19 protein-coding genes are annotated in these 20,257 nt (G+C 69.8%); 10 read left to right on the top strand and 9 right to left on the bottom strand.

Translation table 11 applies throughout. From position 1 onward, the window contains the following. Positions 1-25: 25 nt before the first annotated feature. The 3 genes from E5K04_RS03180 to E5K04_RS03170 all read right to left on the bottom strand — a co-directional run bounded on the left by E5K04_RS03180 (position 26) and on the right by E5K04_RS03170 (position 4,706). Entirely contained in the window at positions 26-3,049 is a 3,024-nt protein-coding gene (locus E5K04_RS03180) for an efflux RND transporter permease subunit (protein WP_136551466.1), read from the bottom strand. Continuing rightward, a complete protein-coding gene (locus E5K04_RS03175) occupies positions 3,046-4,158 on the bottom strand; it encodes an efflux RND transporter periplasmic adaptor subunit (RefSeq protein WP_136551465.1) in 1,113 nt (370 codons plus the stop codon). The genes E5K04_RS03180 and E5K04_RS03175 overlap by 4 nt, the downstream gene beginning before the upstream one ends. An 89-nt stretch (positions 4,159-4,247) precedes the next feature. Beyond that, on the bottom strand, positions 4,248-4,706 hold the full coding sequence (locus tag E5K04_RS03170) for a GNAT family N-acetyltransferase (protein ID WP_136551464.1): 459 nt from the start codon (positions 4,704-4,706) through the stop codon (positions 4,248-4,250). Positions 4,707-4,770: 64 nt separating this feature from the next. Between E5K04_RS03170 and parC the strand changes: the two genes are divergently transcribed. Next, positions 4,771-7,116 (top strand): DNA topoisomerase IV subunit A, encoded by a 2,346-nt coding sequence (parC, locus tag E5K04_RS03165; protein ID WP_136551463.1) that lies wholly within the window; start codon positions 4,771-4,773, stop codon positions 7,114-7,116. Positions 7,117-7,178: 62 nt separating this feature from the next. Here parC and E5K04_RS03160 read toward each other — a convergent pair whose 3' ends face one another. After that, positions 7,179-8,120, bottom strand: a complete 942-nt coding sequence (locus E5K04_RS03160) for a LysR substrate-binding domain-containing protein (RefSeq protein WP_136551462.1) — start codon at positions 8,118-8,120, stop codon at positions 7,179-7,181. A gap of 125 nt (positions 8,121-8,245) precedes the next feature. On the opposite strand from E5K04_RS03160, the gene E5K04_RS03155 reads away from it, so the two are divergent. From E5K04_RS03155 to E5K04_RS03130, 6 genes are all read left to right on the top strand, one after another. After that, positions 8,246-9,013, top strand: coding sequence for an ABC transporter permease (locus E5K04_RS03155; protein WP_136551461.1), 768 nt, complete (start codon positions 8,246-8,248; stop codon positions 9,011-9,013). Then, on the top strand, positions 9,010-10,038 hold the full coding sequence (locus E5K04_RS03150; RefSeq protein ID WP_136551460.1) for an ABC transporter ATP-binding protein: 1,029 nt from the start codon (positions 9,010-9,012) through the stop codon (positions 10,036-10,038). Before E5K04_RS03155 ends, E5K04_RS03150 begins: the two co-directional genes overlap by 4 nt. 29 nt (positions 10,039-10,067) lie before the next feature. Then, complete coding sequence (locus E5K04_RS03145; RefSeq protein ID WP_136551459.1) at positions 10,068-11,144, top strand: extracellular solute-binding protein; 1,077 nt, start codon at positions 10,068-10,070, stop codon at positions 11,142-11,144. Between the two features lie 12 nt (positions 11,145-11,156). Beyond that, complete coding sequence (locus tag E5K04_RS03140; RefSeq protein WP_136551458.1) at positions 11,157-11,972, top strand: ABC transporter permease; 816 nt, start codon at positions 11,157-11,159, stop codon at positions 11,970-11,972. Continuing rightward, positions 11,956-12,513: a TIGR00725 family protein gene (locus tag E5K04_RS03135; protein ID WP_136551457.1), complete on the top strand. Its 558-nt coding sequence runs from the start codon at positions 11,956-11,958 to the stop codon at positions 12,511-12,513. Before E5K04_RS03140 ends, E5K04_RS03135 begins: the two co-directional genes overlap by 17 nt. Before the next feature lie 110 nt (positions 12,514-12,623). Then, positions 12,624-13,535, top strand: a complete 912-nt coding sequence (locus E5K04_RS03130; RefSeq protein ID WP_136551456.1) for a sensor domain-containing diguanylate cyclase — start codon at positions 12,624-12,626, stop codon at positions 13,533-13,535. On the opposite strand, the gene E5K04_RS03125 is transcribed toward E5K04_RS03130, so the two are convergent. Both E5K04_RS03125 and pdxH read right to left on the bottom strand, forming a co-directional pair. Next, positions 13,536-14,003 carry a YehS family protein gene (locus E5K04_RS03125; RefSeq protein ID WP_136551455.1) on the bottom strand — a complete coding sequence of 156 codons (468 nt, stop codon included), beginning with the start codon at positions 14,001-14,003 and terminating at the stop codon, positions 13,536-13,538. 37 nt (positions 14,004-14,040) lie between these two features. Continuing rightward, positions 14,041-14,682, bottom strand: a complete 642-nt coding sequence (gene pdxH / locus E5K04_RS03120; protein WP_136551454.1) for a pyridoxamine 5'-phosphate oxidase — start codon at positions 14,680-14,682, stop codon at positions 14,041-14,043. A gap of 117 nt (positions 14,683-14,799) precedes the next feature. Between pdxH and hemA the strand changes: the two genes are divergently transcribed. Together hemA and prfA are read left to right on the top strand one after the other, a co-directional pair. Continuing rightward, a complete protein-coding gene (gene hemA, locus E5K04_RS03115; RefSeq protein ID WP_136551453.1) occupies positions 14,800-16,062 on the top strand; it encodes a glutamyl-tRNA reductase in 1,263 nt (420 codons plus the stop codon). Then, positions 16,059-17,135, top strand: a complete 1,077-nt coding sequence (gene prfA / locus E5K04_RS03110; protein ID WP_136551452.1) for a peptide chain release factor 1 — start codon at positions 16,059-16,061, stop codon at positions 17,133-17,135. The genes hemA and prfA overlap by 4 nt, the downstream gene beginning before the upstream one ends. Positions 17,136-17,139: 4 nt before the next feature. Here the strand turns inward: prfA and E5K04_RS03105 are convergent, their stop codons facing one another. Continuing rightward, positions 17,140-17,835, bottom strand: coding sequence for a hypothetical protein (locus E5K04_RS03105; RefSeq protein ID WP_136551451.1), 696 nt, complete (start codon positions 17,833-17,835; stop codon positions 17,140-17,142). A 66-nt stretch (positions 17,836-17,901) separates the two neighbouring features. Between E5K04_RS03105 and E5K04_RS03100 the strand changes: the two genes are divergently transcribed. After that, positions 17,902-18,087: a YgaP family membrane protein gene (locus E5K04_RS03100; RefSeq protein WP_136551450.1), complete on the top strand. Its 186-nt coding sequence runs from the start codon at positions 17,902-17,904 to the stop codon at positions 18,085-18,087. 27 nt (positions 18,088-18,114) lie between these two features. On the opposite strand, the gene E5K04_RS03095 is transcribed toward E5K04_RS03100, so the two are convergent. After that, complete coding sequence (locus E5K04_RS03095) at positions 18,115-19,419, bottom strand: ATP-binding protein (protein WP_136551449.1); 1,305 nt, start codon at positions 19,417-19,419, stop codon at positions 18,115-18,117. Further along, positions 19,416-20,141, bottom strand: coding sequence for a response regulator (locus E5K04_RS03090; protein WP_136551448.1), 726 nt, complete (start codon positions 20,139-20,141; stop codon positions 19,416-19,418). Before E5K04_RS03090 ends, E5K04_RS03095 begins: the two co-directional genes overlap by 4 nt. Positions 20,142-20,257: the final 116 nt, after the last annotated feature.

Below are 20,257 nucleotides of genomic sequence, written 5' to 3'. Positions count from 1 at the left end.
CGCCCCAGCGGCAGAAATGCCTCATTCATTGCCGCCGCCCCTCCAGCAGCGAGTACGCGGCCGGGATCACCAGCAGGGTGAGCAGCGTCGAGCTGACCATGCCGCCGATCACCGCGACCGCCAGCGGGCCGTTGCTCTGCGCGCCCGCGCCGAAGCCGAACGCCGCCGGCAGCATGGCGAGCACCACGGTCAGCGAGGTCATCAGCACCGGCCGCAAACGCAGCGGGCAACTCGCGAGCAGCGCCTCGTCGACCGCCATGCCGCGCGCGCGGTGCTGGTTGGTCACGTCCACCAGCAGGATCGCGTTCTTGGCGACCAGGCCGATCAACAGCACCATGCCGATCACCGAATACACGTTGAGCGAGTGGCCGGTCAGCCATAGCGCGACCAGCGCGCCGACCAGCGCCAGCGGCTCGGCCAGCATGATCAGCGCCGGCTGCAGGAAGCTGTTGAACTGCGCGGCGAGGATCAGGTAGAGCATCAGGCTCGCCAGCACGAACACGGTGATCAGCTCGCCGCCCGAGCGGTCGAGCTCGCGCGCCTCGCCCTTGAATTCGACGCGGTAGCCCGGCGGCAGCAGCGGCTCGGCCGCCGCGCGCACCACCGCCATCGCCTCGGCCAAGGGCATGGTCGGCGACGCTGACATCCCCGCCGAGTACATCAGCGCCATCCGCTCGATCTGCGAGGGGCCGAGCTTGGGACGCACCTCGGCGACCGCCGACAGGGGCACCAGCTCGCCCGCCTTGCTGCGCAGATAGATCGCCGACAAATCGGCCGCGGTCGCGAGCTTGCCGCCGGCGGCCTTCAGGCGGATGTCGTAGCGTTCGCCGTCGCCGTCGGAGAACTGCGCGGCGTCGCTGCCGGCGGTCAGCAGGTTGACCGCCTCCAGCACGTCCTGCGTCGACAGGCCGGCCTTAGCCGCCGCCTCGCGGCGCACGTCGACGGCGAGCATCGGCAGCTGGCTCTCGCTGTTGGCGTCTGCGCGGCCGATGCCCGGCTCGGCGGCGAGCCTGGCCTGCAGCGCCTCGTTGATGCGCTGGATCTCCTTGAGGTCGGGGCCGACCACCGAGAACTGCAGCTTGCCGCCGCGGCTCTCGCCGACGCGCGGGAAGGGGAAGGCCGACACGCGGGCGCCAGCGACCGCCCCCATCTTGCGGCGCACCTCGGCGAGCACCTCGCCCTGGCTGCGCTCGCGCGCGTCCCGCGATTTCAGGCGCACCATCATATTGGTCTGGTTGGCCGAGTTGCCGCCGAAGCCGCCGACAATCGCGAGTACGCTGTCGACCTCGGGCAGCTTCATCAGCGCCGCCTCGGCCGCGCGGGTGCGCGCGTCGGTGTAGGCGAGGCTGGAGCCGACTGGCGTCTTCAGCATCACCATGAAGCGGCCCTCGTCTTCCTCGGGGTAGAACTCGGACTTCATCAGGAGCGCGACGCCGCCGCCGGCGATCACCAGCGCGAGCGAGCCCGCCAGCACCGCGCCGCGGTGGCGGACCGAGGCGGCGAGCAGGCGCCGGTAGCCTGTCTCCAGCCAATCGAAGGCCGCTTCGAAGGCGCGGTAGACGCGCCCGTGCGACGGTTCGGCCTTCAGGAAACGCGAGCACAGCATCGGCGTCAGCGTCACCGACACCAGCAGCGACACCAGCACGCCGACGCTGACCACCACCGCGAAGGTCGAGAACAGGCGGCCGACCGTGCTGGTCAGGAACAGCACCGGCATGAAGATCGCGACCAGGCTGAGCGTCGCCGCCACCACCGCGAAGATCACCTCGTTGGTGCCGCGTACCGCCGCCTCGAAAGGTGCCTCGCCGCCCTCCTCGCGCCGGTGCACCGACTCGAGCACCACGATGGCGTCGTCGACCACCACACCGATCAGCAGCAACAGCGCGAGCAGGGTGATGGTGTTGAAGGTGTACCCCATGAAGTACATCAGCGCGATGGCACCCAACAGCGACACCGGGATCGCCAGCGAGATGATCAGCGTCGCGCGCCAGTTGCGCAGGAACGCCCATACCACCAGCGCGGCGAGCAGCGTGCCCTCGAACAGGTGGTCTTTCAGTGCGCCGACCATCTCGTTGATGAAGTCGGCCGAGTTGGACGACACCTTGAGCGCGAGGCCGGCCGGCAGGTTGGCCGAGATCGCGTCGACGCGCGCGAGCACCTCGTCGGCAATGGCGACGGTGTTGGTGTTGGGGATGCGCACGATGCCGATGCTGACCGCGGGCTTGCCGCCCTCACGCGCGAAGCTCTTGAGGTCGCCCTCGCCGTCGAGCACCTGCGCGACGTCAAAGAGGCGCACCGGCGCCTCGCCCTGCCAACCGATCACCAGGTTTTTGAGCGCCGACACCGAGTGGAACTCCTGGTCGAGGTCGACCAGGTACTCGCGCGGGCCGGACTCGATGGTGCCACCGGCGTCCTGCCGGTGCTCGCGCTTGAGCGCGGCCTTCACGTCCTGCGCCGACAGGCCGTGCGCGGCGAGGCGCGCCGGGTCGAGTTCGACGCGGATCACCCGCTCGCCGCGCCCGCGCACCCACACCTCGCCGACGCCGTCGACCGACTCGAGCTGCTTGCGGATCACGTTGTTGGCGAACTGGTAGAGGTCGCGCTCGCTGCGCGCGCCGGACAGCGTCAGCCAGATGATGGGGCTGGCGTTGGCGTCGGTCTTGGTCACCACCGGCGCGTCGGCCTCGTCCGGCAGGCGGCGGCGCGCGCGTTCGAGCTTGGACTGCACCTCGTTGAAGGCAACGTCGATGTCCTTGTCGAGGTTGAAGGTGATCTTCACCTGCGAGCGCCCCGGGCTGGAGGTCGACTCGAGGATGTCGATGCCCGGCACGCTGTTGACCGCCGACTCGACCACCTGGGTGACGCTCTGGTCGATCACCTCGGGCGTCGCGCCGGACAGCGAGGTTGATACCGACAGCGTCGGCTGCTCGATCTCGGGGTAACGGTCGACGCCGATCTTCTGGTAGGCGACGACGCCGAACAGCACCACCACCGCCGAGAGCACGAAGCTCAGCACATGGCGGCGGACAAACAGCTCGATCCAGTTCATGCGCCGGCTCCCTTGCCGGTGCCGGCCTGGCCCTTGCCGCCCACCCCACCCTTGCCGCCCTGCCCTTCGCTGACCTTGGCCCCGTCGGACAGGAAGCCTGCGCCGTCAACGGCGATGCGCTCGCCCGCCTGCACCCCGGCCAGCAGCTCGACGCGGCCGTTTGCCTCGGCGCCGGCCGTCACCTTGCGCTCGGCCGCCTGGCCGCCCTCGACGCGGTACACCACCTTGCCGCCTGGCCGCTCGACTACCGCGGCGGCCGGCACCGACAGCGCCTGCCGGCGCTCGAGCTCGATTTCGGCGTCCAGCGCCTCGCCGACCCGCCACGGCGCGTCGGCCGGCAGCATCGCCCACGCGACGCGCGCGCGGCTCGCCGTATCCAGCCCGGCGCGCACCTCGTCGATACGCACGGTCAGCGTCTTGCCGTGCGCGGATAGGCGCACCGGCATGCCGACCGCGAGCGCGTCGCCGTCGGCGCCGCCCAGCGCGAGGCGCACCCGGCGCCCGCCGTCGGCGTTCAACAGGAAAGCGGTCTTGCCGGGGGTCACGTAGTCGCCGGGGTTCACCTCGCGCGCCTCGACAACGCCGGCCATCGGCGCGCGGATCTGCGTGCGCGCGCTGTCGCGGCCCTTGCTGCGCGCCAGCGCCTCGGCGGCGGACAATTGTTTCTCCAGCGCAGAGAGCTGCGCGGTCGACGCCTCGAGCGCGGCCGGCGAGATGAAGCCCTGCTCCATCAGCGCGCGGTTGCGCTTGACCGTCGAGCGCTGCTCGGCAAGCAGCGCGCCGACACGGGCAGCGTCGGCCTCGGCGCCCAGTTGCGCGTCGCGCGCGCTACCGGGGTCGACCTCGGCCAACAATTGCCCGGCCGCCACCCGCTGGCCGGCGTCGACCAGCACCTTGAGCACGCGGCCGCTGCTCTCGGCGGCGACCTCGGGCGCGACCACCGGCTCGACCTCGGCCCACGCGCGCGCGACACGCGCCATGTCGGCAAGCCTGGCCGTTTCGGTCGTCACCGGCGTCGGCGGCGGCCCCTTGCGGGCGCCCTTGTCGGAGGCGGGCTGGCAGGCAGCCAGCGCAAGGCACAGGGCAAGCGGGGAGAGCAGGTGTTTCATCGGCGGCATCCGTCCATTCATTGGCCGCCATCTTAAACGCTCTTCATGACGGCGGCGCCCGCCATTAACACCGCTTAACCATTTCGCCCTCAGGCGCGGCGCATGGTCACGTGCAGGATGCCGCCGTCGTCGTAAGGCTCGCTGACCGGCACGAAGCCGAACGCCTGGTAAAAGCCCAGCTTGTCGGCCTGCGCGGAGAGCATCATCGGCGCGTCGGGCCAGTGGCGCGCGCACGCGGCGACCGCCTCGGCCATCAGCACGCGGCCAAGGCCGGTGCCGCGGCACGCGGGCTCGAGCACCACGCGGCCGATCGCCGTGGCGTCCGGGTACTTGTCGCCCGGCGCGATCAGCCGCGCGTACGCGACCAGCGCGCCCGCCCCATCCACGCCCAGCAAGTGCAGGCAGTCGCGGTCGACGCTGTCGACATCGCCGTAGATCGACTGCTGCTCGACGACGAACACGCGGTCGCGCAAGGCGAGCACGTCGTAGAGGCGCGACGCGGAAAAGTCGTCAAAACCGTGGCAACGCCACGTGACCTTGGTGGGCATAGTACAATCCTCGCTCTATTGATCCACCGAACATCATAACGCCGCCCGCGCGCGGCGCGTCAGCATGAACCAGGAACCCGACCTCTTCGACCTTCCCGACACTCCGGTGCCGCCCCCGCCCGCCGCCACGCCGCCTGCCGGTGACGACGACGGCTGGATCCCGCTCGACTTGTACGCCGAGCGCGCCTACCTCGAGTACGCGATGAGCGTGGTCAAGGGCCGCGCCTTGCCCGAAGTCGCCGACGGCCAGAAACCCGTGCAGCGCCGCATCCTTTACGCGATGCGCGACATGGGGCTGGTGGCCGGCGCCAAGCCGGTCAAGTCGGCCCGCGTGGTCGGCGAGATCCTCGGCAAATACCACCCGCACGGCGACGCCTCCGCCTACGAGGCGATGGTGCGCATGGCGCAGGACTTCACGCTGCGCTACCCGCTGATCGACGGCCAGGGCAACTTCGGCTCGCGCGACGGCGACGGCGCGGCGGCGATGCGTTACACCGAGGCGCGCCTGACCCCCTTGGCCGAACTGTTGCTCGGCGAGATCGACATGGGCACCGTCGACTTCGTGCCCAACTACGATGGCGCGTTCGAGGAGCCGGCGCTGTTGCCCGCGCGCCTGCCGATGGTGCTGCTCAACGGCGCGTCCGGCATCGCGGTCGGCATGGCCACCGAGATCCCGCCGCACAACCTGCGCGAGGTCGCCGCCGCCGCGGTCGCCCTGCTGGAAAACCCGGCGCTCACCACCCATGAGCTGATGCAGTTCGTGCCGGGGCCCGACTTCCCCGGCGGCGGGCAGATCATCACGCCGGCCGCCGACATCCTTACCGCGTACGAGAACGGCCGCGGCTCGGTGCGCGTACGCGCGCGCTGGGAAGTCGAGAAGCTGGCACGCGGCCAGTGGCGGGTGGTGGTCAGCGAGCTGCCACCGGGTTCGTCGGCGCAGAAGGTGCTCGCCGAGATCGAGGAGGCGACCAACCCCAAGGTCAAGTCCGGCAAGAAGACCCTGAGCCAGGACCAGCAGAACCTGAAGAGCCTAATGCTCTCCATCCTCGACCGCGTGCGCGACGAGTCCGACAGCGAACAGCCGGTGCGCCTGGTGTTCGAGCCCAAGTCGAGCCGGCAGGACGTCGACGAGTTCGTCAACGTGCTGCTCGCGCAGACCAGCATGGAGACCAACGCGCCGCTCAACCTGGTGATGCTGGGGCTGGACGGCCGCCCGGCGCAGAAGGGCCTGCGCCAGATCCTCGCCGAGTGGCTGGACTTCCGCCACACCACGGTCGGCCGCCGCCTGAACCACCGCCTGGACAAGGTCAACCAGCGCATCCACATCCTCGAAGGGCGGATGATCGCGTTCATCCATATCGACGAGGTGATCCGCGTGATCCGCGAGGCGGACGAGCCCAAGCCGGAGCTCGTCGCCGCCTTCGGCCTGTCCGACGCGCAGGCCGAGGATATCCTGGAGATCCGCCTGCGCCAGCTGGCCCGCCTGGAAGGCTTCAAGCTGGAGAAGGAGCTGTCGGCGCTGCGCGAAGAGCGCGACGGCCTTCAGCACCTGCTGTCCGACGCCGCCGCGTTCCGCGCGCTGATCATCGGCGAGATCAAGGCCGACGCAGAGAAGTACGGCGACGCGCGCCGCTCGCTGATCGAGGTCGCCGAACGCGCGGTGCTCGAGCAGCGCGCGGCCGACGAGCCGGTGACGCTGATCCTGTCGCAGAAAGGCTGGCTGCGCGCGCGCGTCGGCCACAACGTCGACCTGTCGCTGCTCGCCTTCAAGGACGGCGACGGCCTCGCCTGCGCGGTCGAGACGCGCACCGTGTGGCCGGCGATCGTGCTCGACAGCAAGGGCCGCGCCTATACCGTCGACGCGTCGGTGGTGCCGACCGGCCGCGGCGACGGCGTGCCGGTCACCTCGCTGATCGACGTGCAGGATAACGCCAAGGTCGCCTGGCTGTTGGCCGGCCCCGACGACACCCGCTTCGTGGTCGGCGGCAGCGGCGGCTGCGGCTTTGTCGCGCGCATCGCCGACATGGCCGGCCGCGTGAAGGCCGGCAAGGCCTTCCTCACGGTGGGCGACGACGAGAAGGTGCTCTCGCCGGTACGCGTGGGCCAGCCGCTGGACAACTGCCAGCTGGTGGTCGCCAGCAGCAACGGGCGCCTGCTCGCCTTCCCGGCCGTTGAACTGAAGGAAATGGCCAAGGGCCGCGGGCTGACGCTGATGGCGCTCGACGAGGGCGACGCGGTCACCGCGTTCGGCCTGGTCAGCGCCGAGCGCGCGCTGCTTGCGGTCACCTCGGTGCGCGGCAAGGTGTCGGACGAGAAGCTCGCGCTGGCCGAATACGCCGGCAAGCGCGCGCGCAAGGGCAAGCTGATGCCGAAGAAGTGGCAGGTCGGCGCGATCGGCGACCCGCTGTAAGCACACCGGGCAAGACAAAGGGGGAGGCCGATGGCCTCCCCCTTCTTGTATCCGCCGGATGCTTATTCGAACTCGGGGATCACGTTCTGCTGCTCGGGCAGGCCCGGGCCGCCGCACTTGTGCCCTTCCTCGAGCAGCCAGTTGCGGAAGGCGAGGAAGACCGGCGACTCGAGCTGCTCCTCGCGGTAGCACAGATAGTGGCCCTGGCCAAGCAGTTCGGCACTGTCGAACGGTTCGACGACGCGCCCGGCGGCGATCTCGGTCGCGGCGAGGCAGCGCGGCACCAGCGCGTAGCCCATGCCGGCCTCGACCGCGCTGATCAGCGAGTTGTACTGCTCGAAGCGCGCGCCGCTGCGCAAAGGCTGCGCGGCGAGGCCGCGCGCACGGCACCACTGCGCCCACGCGTCGGGCTCGCCCTGGTGGATCAGGATGCGCGCGTCGGCCAGGTCCTGTGCCGATTGCGGCAGCGTCAGGCCGCTCACCGACTCGGGGGCCGCGATCAGCACGAAATGGCGGCCGGCGATGTCCTCGGCGACCACGCCCGGCCAGTGGCCGCTACCGTAACGGATCGCGATGTCGACGTCGTGCGGTTGCGCCTGGCGGCCGGACAGGTGCTGGTGGAAGGCCAGCATCACCTGCGGGTACGCCTCGCCGAACGCCGGCAGGCGCGGGATCAGCCATTTGGTCATGAAGGTCGGCACGCACGACACCGACAGGGTGCCGCGGCCGTGCTGGCTGCTCATCAGGTCGCTCGACGCGCTCTCCAGCATGCGCAGCGCCGGCTGGATGCGCTGCAGGTAATGGCGGCCGGCGTGGGTGAGCACGAAGGAGCGCCCGACGCGCGCCAACAGCTCGACGCCGAGGAACACTTCCAGACCGGAAATCTGCCGGCTGACCGCACTCGGGGTCACACACAGCTCGTCGGCAGCCAGTGTCACCGACAGGTGGCGGGCGACGGCCTCGAAGGCCAGCAGTTCATGGATGCTCGGGCAGATTCGCTTCATTGATAATCGGTCGCCTCGCTTGCCAACCGCGCAAACGACGGCTGATGTTTAATCATTCGGATGTGAGCAGTCGCTAATATAATACCGGCTTTGCGACTTCCCCGCAGGCTTTAGTCAGGCGCCCCATGTTCATCCGCTTGGTTTCCTTTACCTACATGCTGTACCTCGTGCTGCCGATCGCGCTGATCCTGGTCGGCTCGTTCGGCGAGACCTGGGTCAACGCGCTGCTGCCCGAAGGGCACACGCTCGCGTGGTACCAGGAGCTGTGGGATGACCGCAGTTTCACGCGCGCCTTCGTCACCAGCCTGATCGTCGGTGGCGCCGCCTGCGTGATCAACACCCTGTTGTGCGTGCCGCTGGCCTACTCGCTGGTGCACGGCGCGAAGCAGAAGAACCGCTTCGCGACCCGCCTGCTGACGCTGCTGCCGGTCGCGGTGCCGACCATCACGCTGGGCTTCGGCTACATCCTGGTGTTCAACACCGACGCGATGCCGTGGCTGGGCAGCACGCCGCTCCTGATCGCCGCACACGTGGTGCTGACGCTGCCGTACCTGACGCAGGCGCTGGTCACCGACCTGCGCCACCAGCGGCTCGACCGTCTGGAAGAGGCCGCCGCCACGCTGGGCGCGCGCCCGCTCGAGCGCTTCTTCGGCATCATCGTGCCCAACCTGCGCTACAGCCTGCTGTCCGGCCTGGTGATGGTCGCCGCGCTGTCGATCGGCGAATTCCAGCTCTCCAACCTGATCGTCGGCTTCCAGAACCGCACCTACCCGGTCGTGCTGCTGCAGGCCTTCTACGGCGCCACCGGCTTCGCGTGCGCGGCGACCGTGATCCTGCTGCTGCTGGCCACCGTCGCCTCCCTGACTTCCACCCTGGCATCGAAAAAAGCATGAGCCTCTCGTTCGAACACGTCGGATTCCAGTACCGCGGCACGTCCATCGGCGTGCACGACATCAACCTCTCGCTGGACAGCGGCGAACTGGTCGCGCTGATCGGCCCGTCCGGCTCGGGCAAGACCACCTTGCTGCGCCTGACCGCCGGCCTGATCACCGGCCACAGCGGCCGCATCGTGCTGGGTGGGCGCGACCTCTCCAACATGCCGGTGCACGAGCGCCATATCGGCATGATGTTCCAGCACTACGCGCTGTTCCCGCACCTCACCGTGCTGGAGAACGTCGCCTACGGCCTGAAGATGGCCGGCGTCAAGACTGACGAGCGCCGCAAAAAGTCGCAGAAAATGCTCGAGCTGGTCGGCCTGGGCGCACTGGCCGCGCGCCGTCCGGCACAGTTGTCCGGCGGCCAGCAGCAGCGCGTGGCGCTGGCGCGCGCGCTGGCGTACAGCCCGCAGGCCTTGCTGCTCGACGAGCCGCTCTCGGCGCTCGACGCTTCGATCCGCGGCCAGTTGCGCGACCAGATCCGCCAGCTGCAGCAGCAGTTCGGCGCGACCACCGTGCTGGTCACCCACGACCAGGAAGAGGCGCTGGCGATGGCCGACCGCATCGCCCTGCTCGACCAGGGCCGCGTGCTGCAATACGGCACGCCGACCGAGCTCTACGAGAACCCGAAGAACGAGATCGTCGCCCGCTTCGTCGGCCTGTCGACCATCGTCGAGGCGACGGTGTGCGCCGACAACCGCGTCGACACCGGCTACGCGACGCTCGCCTGCGACACCGCCGGCCGCGCCACCGGCAGCGCCGTCAAGCTGCTGGTCCGCCCCGAGCATGTCGAGGCCGACCCGGCCGAGGGGACCGCCAACCGCATAGCAGGCCGCGTCACCCTCAACCGCTACTTGGGCTCGTACAACCGTTACGACTTCGTGCCCGCTGGCGGCAGCGAACCGTGGCTGGGCGAAGCACGCGTGGCGCCGGCCGGCTCGATCGCCGTCGCCCCCGAGCACATCCGGCTGCTCGCCGACTGAACACCCCCTAAAAGGACCTGGAGACTGTCATGACCCTGCTGAACCGCCGCCAGTTGCTCGCTGCAACCGTCGCCACCCTGTTCGCCATGCCCGCGATGGCCTTTAGCGGCCCCGAGCTCTACCCGGGCGAGAAGGCGCTGTATAACGCCGCCGCCAAGGAAGGCATCGTGGTGTCGTTCGACACCGGCCCGGAATGGGCGAACTGGAAGTCGCTGTTCAAGGAATTCAAGCAGCGCTACCCGGAAGTCGAGCTGACCTACAACGACCTGGGTTCGGCCGCGACCGTGGTCGCGCTGGAGAAGACCCGCCGCCGCCCGCAGGCCGACACCGCGTACTACTTCGCGCAGTCGGCGGTCGACGCCGCTGGCAAGGACGTGGTCGCGCCGTTCAAGCCGGTCAACTTCGACAAGGTCAGCCCGGTGATGCGCGAAGCCTCCGGCAAGTGGTTCGGCGTGCATTCGCTGAACGTCGCCTTCCTGGTCAACAAGAAGCTGGTCAAGAACGTGCCGCAAGGCTGGGCTGACCTCCTGAAGCCCGAGTACAAGAACAGCGTGGTCTACCTCGACCCGCGCTCGACCGGCCAGGGCCAGGTCGCGGTGTTCGCCGCCGCCTTCGGCAACGGCGGCTCGATGGACAAGCCGCAAGCCGGTACCGACTACCTGGGCCGCCTGCACAAGGCCGGCAACGTGCTGCGCGTCGAGGGCACCACCCCGTACGCCAAGTTCCTGAAGGGCGAGATCCCGATCTGGATCGGCTACGAGAACGACGGCCTGAAGGCCAAGTACATGGACGGCATGAAGGATAGCATCGCCGTGGTGATCCCGAAGGAAGGCAGCGCGGCCGCGCCATACGGCATGAGCCTGGTCAAGAACGCGCCTAACCCGAATGCCGGCAAGCTGTGGCTGAACTTCGTGATGAGCAGCAAGGGCCAGCAACTGTTCGCCGAGGGCTTCGTGCGCCCGGCGGTGGCAGGCGTCGCGCTGCCGGCCGCGGTCAAGGCCAGGATGCCTGCCGCACCGCAGGTCAAGCCGGTCGATGTCATCAAGGCCCAGCAGCAGAAGGCCGCCGTCGACGCGGCCTGGTCGCGCGCGGCGCTGTCGAAGTAAGGAAAGCCCAACATGATGCAGCGGTTCGGCGCGTGGCCCGCGCTCGCCTTTATCGGCCTCTTCTTCGTACTGCCGCTTCTGGCGCTGGTGCCCGAGGCCCTGTCCGAAAACGGCGCGGCGTTCGGCCGCATGCTGGCCGACCCGCTGTTCTGGCCGGCGCTCGTCAACTCGGCCCTGCTCGGGCTGTCGGCCGGCGTGCTCTCCACACTGGTCGGCGTCGCGGTCGCCTGGCAGCTCGCGCAGGCGTCGCCGTTCTGGCGCGACAAGCTGATGGCGATGCTGGGCTTGCCGCTGGCGTTCTCCGGCATGGTGATCGCCTACGGCTTCATCCTCGCCTTCGGCCGCGCCGGCTTCGTCACCCAGCTGCTGGGCTACCTCGGCGCGGACACCGCCGAGATCGGCGGCTGGGTGTACACCGTGGGCGGGCTGACCTTCGCCTACGCGTACTACCTGATCCCGCGCGTCGCGCTGACGCTGTACCCGGTGTTCGCCAACCTCGACCTGCGCCCGATCGAAGCGGCACGCACGCTGGGCGCGACGCCGCGCCGCGCGTTCTTCGACGTGGTGGTGCCCGAAGTGGGCCCGTCGGTGCTCGGCTCGTGCGCCGTGGTCAGCGCGCTGGCGATGGGCACCTACGGCACCGCGCTCGCGCTGGTCGGCACCCAGGTCAATATCCTGCCGCTGCTGCTGTACGCCAAGATCGGCGACGGCGGCGCGGACTTCCCCGTCACTTCCGCCCTGTCAATCGTGCTGCTGGCCCTGTGCTCGCTGGTGCTCGGTCTGGGCGACTACTTCAGTCAACGCCGTGAACATGCAACATTCCACTGAGACCGCCCACCTGCTCGACCTGCTGGCCCGTCGCCAGCAAGGGCCCGACCGCCTCGCGCAACCCGTCGCCATCGTCGGCCCGCGCGAAGCCAGCGAAGCGCAGGTCGACTGCGCCTACCGCCTCGCCCTCGCCCTCGCCGGCGCCGGCGTGCCGCTGGTCTGCGGCGGCAAGATCGGCGTGATGCAGGCGGCCGCGCGCGCCGCGCACGACGCGGGCGGCACCTGCGTCGGCCTGCTGCCCGAAGAGGACGCGGCCTACGGCAACCCCTACCTGACCGTTTCGCTGCCGACCGGCCTTGGCCTGTCGCGCAATATGCTGGTCGCCCGCGCCGGCGCCTGCCTGGTCGCCGTCGGCGGCGGGCTGGGCACGCACTCCGAGATCGCGATGGCCTTGCAGTGGAAGAAGCCGGTGTTCTCGATCTGCATGGCGCCCGAACTGCCGGGCGTGCAGGCCTTCGACGACGAGGACGCGCTGCTGGCAGCCACTGCGCGCTGGCTGCTCGAATTCTCGCCGCAGGGCAACCGCGACCTCGGCGGCTGAACCAGCCCTGCCCTTAACGCAAGCCGCCCGTCACGGGCGGTTTTTTCTTGAGGTTTGACAAGCGCCGCGGCAAAGGGAAAGATGGCACGCTCTCTCAAGGGGCATATCGGATGCTGGAAGGACAGTTGTTGCGGGCGGTGGCGGATGCGCTGTCGGACCCGATCTTTGTCATCGACGACGGCGGACGCTACGTCGACGTGATCGGCGGCAAGGACCGTGACGACTACGACAGCGGGCGTTACCTGATCGGTCGCACGCTGCACGAGGTGCTGCCGCAGGCGAAGGCCGACCGCTTCCTGGGCTGGATCCGCGCGACCCTCACGCGCGGCGAGGCCACCCACTACGAATTCTCGCTATCGGCCACCGAGTGCGACGGCAACCGCCGCGAAGGGCCGCATGGCGAACAATGGTTCGAGACACGGATCGCGCCACTGAAGGACTTGCCCGCGGGCATGGCGCCCTGCGTCGCGTGGACGGTGTTCAACATCACCCGCCACAAGGCCTTGCAACAGCAGTTGCGCTATATGGCCGCCAGCGACGCGCTGACCGGGCTCGCCAACCGCCACGCCTTCGACGAGCTGCTGCCGCGCATGCAGGCCGAGCACCGCCGCCAGGGGCGCCCGCTGACGCTCGCGCTGATCGACCTCGACCACTTCAAGTCGGTCAACGACCGCTACGGTCACCCGACCGGCGACGCGGCGCTACGCCGCTTCGCCGAGCTGCTGCGCACCTATTTGCGCGCCGGCGACGTGCCGATCCGGCTGGGCGGCGAGGAGTTTGCCGTGTTGCTGCCTGCGACCGAACCCTGTGCCGCCATGACGACGCTCGCACGGTTGCAAGCCTTGCTGCGCGAGCAGCCCTTCCCTATCGGCGCCGGCGCAACGCTGACGCTGGCCTTCAGCGCAGGCGTCGTCGACGCGGCAGGCCTGCCCGACAGCGACGCCGCGTACCGTGCGGCGGATGCGCTCCTCTACCAGGCCAAGCGCGCCGGGCGCGACTGCATCGTCGGCGGCGACGCCTGATCAGGCCGCCGGGCGCAGCTTGGCGGACAGCGCGCGCAGCAGGTTGCGCAGCACCTGGTCACCGCATTCGCGGTAGTGCTTGTGGCCGGGCTTGCGAAAGAACGCGCCCAGTTCGCTCTCGGTCATCAAGAGGCCCGCGTCGGCCAGCAACTGCTGCACGTCTTCCTGTTTGAGCTCGAACGCGATGCGCAGCTTCTTGAGGATCAGGTTGTTGGACAGACGGCCGACGAGGGGCTGCGGCGGCGCGTCCGCGCGGCGCCCGCGCCTGAGCACGATCACGCCGTCGAGCAAGGCGGCAAGCACCTTGTCGTTGCACGGCCTGAATCCCTCCTCGTCCTCGCGTGCGAGCAGCGCGCGGAAGTCGACGCCTTCCGGGTCGAGCCCGCCGTCGCGCAACAGCACCGGCAACTGGTTGTCGCGCAAATCGAGCGCGTAGCGCACCTGGCGCAGGATATCGTTGTTGAGCATGTGTTTCCGTCAATTCAAGGGTTGGCAGCCGGGGCCGTCACGGCGCGAGGCGGGCGATGCGCCAGCTTGCGTCGTCGTGCAGGGTGTAGAGCACGCGGTCGTGCAGGCGGCTGGGCCGGCCCTGCCAGAACTCGACGCGGTCAGGGACGACCGCGTAGCCGCCCCAATGCGGCGGGCGCGGCACCTTCAGCGGGTAGCGCACGCCGAACATCGCCGCGCGCTTGACGAGCTCGGCCTTGGACGGGATCTCGCTGCTCTGCTCGGACGCCCACGCGCCCAGCCGGCTCGTGTAAGGGCGGCTGTCGAAATAGGCGTCGGACACCTCGGGTGCGACGCGGGCGACGCGCCCCTCGACGCGCACCTGGCGCTCGAGCTCGGGCCAGAAGAAGGTCAGTGCGACCCACGGCTGCGCGTCGATCTGGCTCCCCTTGCGGCTGTGGTAGTTGGTATAGAACACGAACTGGCCGTCCTCGACGCCCTTGAGCAGCACGATGCGCGCGCTCGGCCGCCCGTCGTCGCCGACGCTGGCGACGTGCATGGCGGTCGGCTCGAGCACGCGCGCCTCGATCGCCTCGGCGAGCCAGCGCTCGAACTGGGCGACCGGGTCGGACAGGCAGTCGTCGGGCGACAGCTCCTGCCGCGCGTAGTCCTGGCGGATATCGGCGAGATTGATCGACATGGCAGCTCCCGGCTAATCGGATAGCCCGCCATGATAACGCGGCGGGCCGGCGGGGTCTGCGCGCGTCCGTCATTTCGGATAGAATCACCGCTTATTTGTCACCCCGGCCGCACGTCCATGCAGCTTGTCGCCTTCGGTCTGAACCACCTGTCCGCCCCGCTCGCGATCCGCGAGAAACTGGCGTTCCCGGCCGACACGCTGCCCGGCGCACTCGCCAGCCTGGTCGGCTCGCAGGCCGCCCGCGAGGCGGCGATCGTGTCGACGTGCAACCGTACCGAGGTCTACTGCGCGAGCCCCGACCCGGCGGCGGCGCTGGGCTGGCTGGCCGAATTCCACGACCTGCCGCTAGAAACGCTCAAGCCCTACCTGTACCAGCTCGACACCTCGGGCGCCGCCCGCCACGCGTTCCGCGTCGCGTCGGGGCTCGACTCGATGGTACTGGGCGAAACGCAGATCCTCGGCCAGATAAAGGACGCGGTCCGCGCGGCCGAGGCGTCCGGCACGCTGGGCACGCTGCTCAACGGCCTGTTCCAGAAGACCTTCGCGGTCGCCAAGGAAGTGCGCAGCAAGACCGAGATCGGCGGCGGTTCGGTGTCGATGTCGGCCGCGGCGGTCAAGCTCGCCGAGCAGATCTTCCCGAGCGTCGGCGAGCTGAAGGTGCTGTGCATCGGCGCGGGCGAGATGATCGAGCTGGTGGCGACCCACTTCGCGGCGAGAAACCCCAGGCTGATCACCATCGCCAACCGCACCGCCGAACGCGGCGAGGCGCTGGCCGGCCGCCTCTCCGGCCGCACCTCGGCGGTACCGCTCTCGGAGCTGCCGCAGATCATCGCCGACTACGACGTGATCGTCAGCTCGACCGCGAGCCAGCTGCCCATCATCGGCAAGGGCCTGATGGAGCGCGCGGTCAAGGCGCGCCGCCACCGCCCGGTATTCATGCTGGACCTGGCCGTGCCGCGCGACATCGAGCGCGAGGTCGGCGAGCTGGACGACGTGTTCCTCTATACCGTCGACGACATCGCCGGCGTGGTCGAAGTCGGCCGCGAGGCACGCGCGCTCGCCGCCGAAGAGGCCGAGGCGATCATCCAGGCGCGGGTCGCCGAGTTTCTCGGCTGGCTCGCCCAGCGTGGCCGCGTGCCGATGATCCGCGCGCTGCGCGACAACGCGGAGGCGACCCGGCAGAGCGCGCTCGCCGCCGCGCACAAGCAGCTCGAGCGCGGCGCCGACCCGGCACTGGTGCTCGAGGCGCTGTCCAAGCAACTGACCAACAAACTGATGCACCCGCCGACGCAGGCCCTGTCCGCGCGCGGCGGCGCACACGAAGACGCGCTGGCCGACGCGGTCGCGCGGCTTTACAGCCTACACCCGGAGTCGTCATGAAACCGTCGATCGCCGCCAAACTGTCGCAACTGGCAGAGCGGCTCGAAGAAGTCACCCACCTGTTGGCAAGCGAAAACGCGACCGCCGACATGGACGCGTTCAAGAAACTGACGCGCGAACACGCCGACCTCACCCCGGTCGTCGAGACGTTCGCCGCCTACCGCCAGTGCGAGGACGACGTCGCGGCCGCCGAGGAAATGCTCGCCGACCCCGACATGAAGGCGTTCGCCGAGGCCGAGATCGAGGACGGGCGCGCGCGCCTCGCCGAGCTCGACATCGAACTGCAGAAGCTGCTGCTGCCCAAGGACCCGAACGACGAGAAGAACCTGTTCCTCGAGATCCGCGCCGGCACCGGCGGCGACGAGGCGGCGCTGTTCGCCGGCGATCTCTTGCGCATGTACACGCGCTACGCCGAGCGCCAGCGCTGGCAGGTCGAGGTGGTGTCGGCGTCCGAGTCGGACCTGGGCGGCTACAAGGAAGTGATCGTGCGCCTGATCGGCCAGGGCGCGTACTCGCGCCTGAAGTTCGAGTCCGGCGGCCACCGCGTGCAGCGGGTGCCGGCGACCGAGACGCAGGGCCGCATCCACACCAGCGCGTGCACCGTCGCGGTGATGCCCGAGGCCGACGAGATCGCCGAGGTGGTGCTCAACCCGGCCGACCTGCGCATCGACACCTTCCGTGCGTCCGGCGCCGGCGGCCAGCACATCAACAAGACCGACTCGGCGGTGCGCATCACCCACCTGCCGACCGGCATCGTCGCCGAGTGCCAGGACGGCCGCTCGCAGCACGCCAACAAGGCCTCGGCGATGCAGGTGCTCGCCGCGCGCATCTACGACATCCAGCTGCGCGCGCAGCAGCAGAAGGAAGCGGCCGAACGCAAGAGCCTGGTCGGCTCCGGCGACCGCTCCGAGCGCATCCGCACCTACAACTACCCGCAGGGCCGCATCACCGACCACCGCATCAACCTGACCCTGTACAAGCTCGACCAGGTGATGGACGGCGACCTGGCCGAGCTGACCGACGGCCTGTTGGCCGAACACCAGGCCGAACTGCTCGCCTCGCTCGCCGACTGAGCGTTCAGGTCGACGGCGCGAACTCGAAATCGTCCGGCAAGGTCTCGCGCGGGATGCCGGACGGATCGGTCGGGATCGCGCCGCGCGCGCATTCTCGGCCGTCCAGCGCCCGCACGCCAAGCCCGGCAAAGCGCACGGCACCGGTCACCCCCAGCTGCAGGCGGCCGCCGCCCGCGAGCTCGTCCAGATGTCCGCCGCCGACGCGCCGGCCGTCGGCGCTCACCTGCACATACCCGTTACACACCTCGACGTCGACCCGTATCGGCTGTCCGTAGCCGATCGCCAGCGGGAACGACGCCGGCGCGCGCCACAGCGTCGGCGCGTGGCGCTTGACGATCAGGCGCTGGCGGCCCGCATGGAAGGTCAGCTCAACCCGGCGTGGCGTGCCGCCGGTCAGCCCGAATGACGCCGCGTAGCCCCGCTCCAGCGTCAGTACCGTCTGCAAGCGGAAATTCGCCGGCAGCCTGGCATGCGCCAGGAGCGTGGCCGAGGTGGCCGCTAGGCCACACGCGCGCGCGTCCGCCGCATGCGGCGGACAACTGCCGGCCAATACCCCGTCCTCCACCGCCCACTGGCCGGACTGCACCGTCCAGTCCTGCCCGAAATTCTCCGCCGTCGGCGTCCGGTACTGCGCGCAACCCCCGGCCAGCAGCACCAGCAAGGCCATCAGCAGCTGTCTCGCCCCGCCAACAATATCCATGGAAATATATTGATTATTCATATACCGAAACATAGAATGACGGCGCAACCCTCAAAGGAAACCGTCATGCAGAAGAATATCGGCAACACCGAGCGCGTGATCCGCGTCGTCGTCGGCCTCGCCATCACCAGCCTCGCCTTCGTCGGCCCGGCAAGCCCGTGGGCCTTCTTGGGCCTGGTCCCGGTCGCGACCGGCCTGATGGGCTGGTGCCCGCCTTACGCGATCTTCGGCATCAATACCTGCAAGAAGTAAACCCGGGCGGGCGCTGCCGCCCGCGCCTCATGCGGCCGGCAGCCACACCCGCACGCTGAAGCCGCCGTCGGCCTCGTCGACAAAGCCGAGCGTGCCGCCGTGCTGGCGGACGACGCGCGCGACGATCGCCAGCCCCAGCCCGCTGCCGCCGTCGGTGCCGCGGTGCGCCGCCAGCCGCTCGAAGGGCGCGAGCGCCGCCTCGCGCAGCGCCGCCGCGATGCCGTCCCCGTAGTCGGTCACCTTCATTTCGACCCCGCCGCCCGCCGCGCGCACCGACAGTCGCACCGGCGGTTTGCCGTAGCGGCGCGCGTTCTCCAGCAGGTTGGTGAGCAGCCGCTCGATGGCGAGCGGGTCGGCAAACACCGTCAGCCCGTCTTCCAGCGCGAGTTCGGCCGGCAGCGCGAGCCTGCCGAAGCGGGCGGCGACGCTGGCGGCCAGTTCGCCCAGCGCGACCGTCTCGCGGCGCGGCGTCTCGCCGGCCCGCGCGAAGTCGCTGAACTGGCTGACGATGCGGCCCAGTTCGTCCAGGTCGTCCAGCATGTCCTTGCGGTCGGCGCTGTCGTCCTGCATCTCGAGCAGGAGGCGCAGCCGGGTCAGCGGCGTACGCAAGTCGTGCGACAGTCCGGCGAGCATCAGCCGCCGTTCGCGCTCGGCGGTGTCCAGCGCGCCGTTCATCCGGTTGAACGCCTCGGCCAGCGCCCTCACCTCGCGCACGCCGCGCTCGGGCACCGGTTGCGGCGTCCGTCCGGCCTCGCGCTCGCGCACCGCCGCCGACAAGCGCGCCAGCGGCCGCACCACCTGCCAGGCGACGGCGAACGCGAGCGCGATCGCCAGCAGCGACGCCAGCAGCGACGCCTGCAAGGTGGTATCGAACGGCCGCTCCTGGAAACGCCCGGCCGGCACCACCAGCCAGTAGGCCTCGCCCAGCACGTGCACGGCGAACCACAGCTCGCGCCGCCCCTCAAACAGGCGCATGCGCAGGGTGACCGGCTCGCCCAGCGCCCGGGAGAGGCGCGCGGACAATTCGCGGGTCAGCGGGGTGTCGCCGTCGTGGAAGGCGATGCCGATGTCGGCGCTCGCCGGCAGCAGGTGCGGGAAGCCCGGCCGGTTCTGCGTCAGCAGATACTCTTCGCGCGCCCCCGCACCCAGCCCGTCCAGCGCCTCCTCGGCGCCGGCCAGCGCGTCGAGCACCTCGGCGTACAGTTGCTCGCCGATCAGGCGGTGCCGTTCGGCGGCCGCCATCCACAGGGTGACCGCCTGCGTGATCAGCACGGCGAACACCACCAGCAACAGCAGGCGGACAAACAGCGAAGGCGTGCGCAGGCGGATCATTCGCGCGGCAGCCCGTCGGGCACGAACACGTAGCCGTAACCCCACACGGTCTGGATATGGCGGGTCTTGCCGTCCCCGTTGTCCAGCGCCTTGCGCAGGCGCGACACGTGCACGTCGATGCTGCGGTCGAGCGAGTCGCCGCCGCCCTTGCCCAGCGCCATCTCCATCAGTTGCTCGCGGGTCAACGGCCGGCGCGGGTGCGTCGCCAGCACCGAGAGCACCGCGTACTCGGCGCTGGTCAGGCTGACCACGCCGCGCTCGCCGACCAGCTCGCGCCGGCCCAGGTGCAGGGTGAAGCCGCCGAAACTGACCGCGTCTTCGGCGTCGTGGCGGGCGTTCAGCGCGGGCGTCGCATGGTGGCGGCGCAGCACCGCCTGGATGCGCGCGGTCAGCTCGCGCGGGTTGAACGGCTTGGCGAGGTAGTCGTCGGCACCCATCTCCAGCCCGAGGATGCGGTCGATGTCCTCGCCGCGCGCGGTCAGCATGATGATCGGGATGGTCTCGCCCTGCGCGCGCAGGCGCCGCACCACCGCGAGCCCGTCCTCGCCGGGCATCATCACGTCGAGCACGACCAGGTCGGGCCGGTTGCGCGCGAGCTTGCGCTCGATGTCGCGCGCGTCGGGCAGCGTCTCGGCGCTCATCCCCTGCTGGACCAGGAAGCGCGACAACAGGTCGCGCAGCTTGGCGTCGTCGTCGACGACCAGAATCTTGGCGTTTTCCATGGCACTCAGCTTAACGCGCACGCGCGCAAAGGTCAGCCGGCACGCAAGCGAGTGTTAAGGCGGCCGGCAGCCGACACACTCGTTAACAAAGCCCGCGCCCGGCGCCAAAAACCGGC

The sequence above is a fragment of the Crenobacter intestini genome (genome assembly GCF_004919095.1).
Taxonomy (GTDB): Bacteria; Pseudomonadota; Gammaproteobacteria; order Burkholderiales; family Chromobacteriaceae; genus Craterilacuibacter; species Craterilacuibacter intestini.
This window is presented reverse-complemented; position numbering and strand designations above follow the sequence as displayed.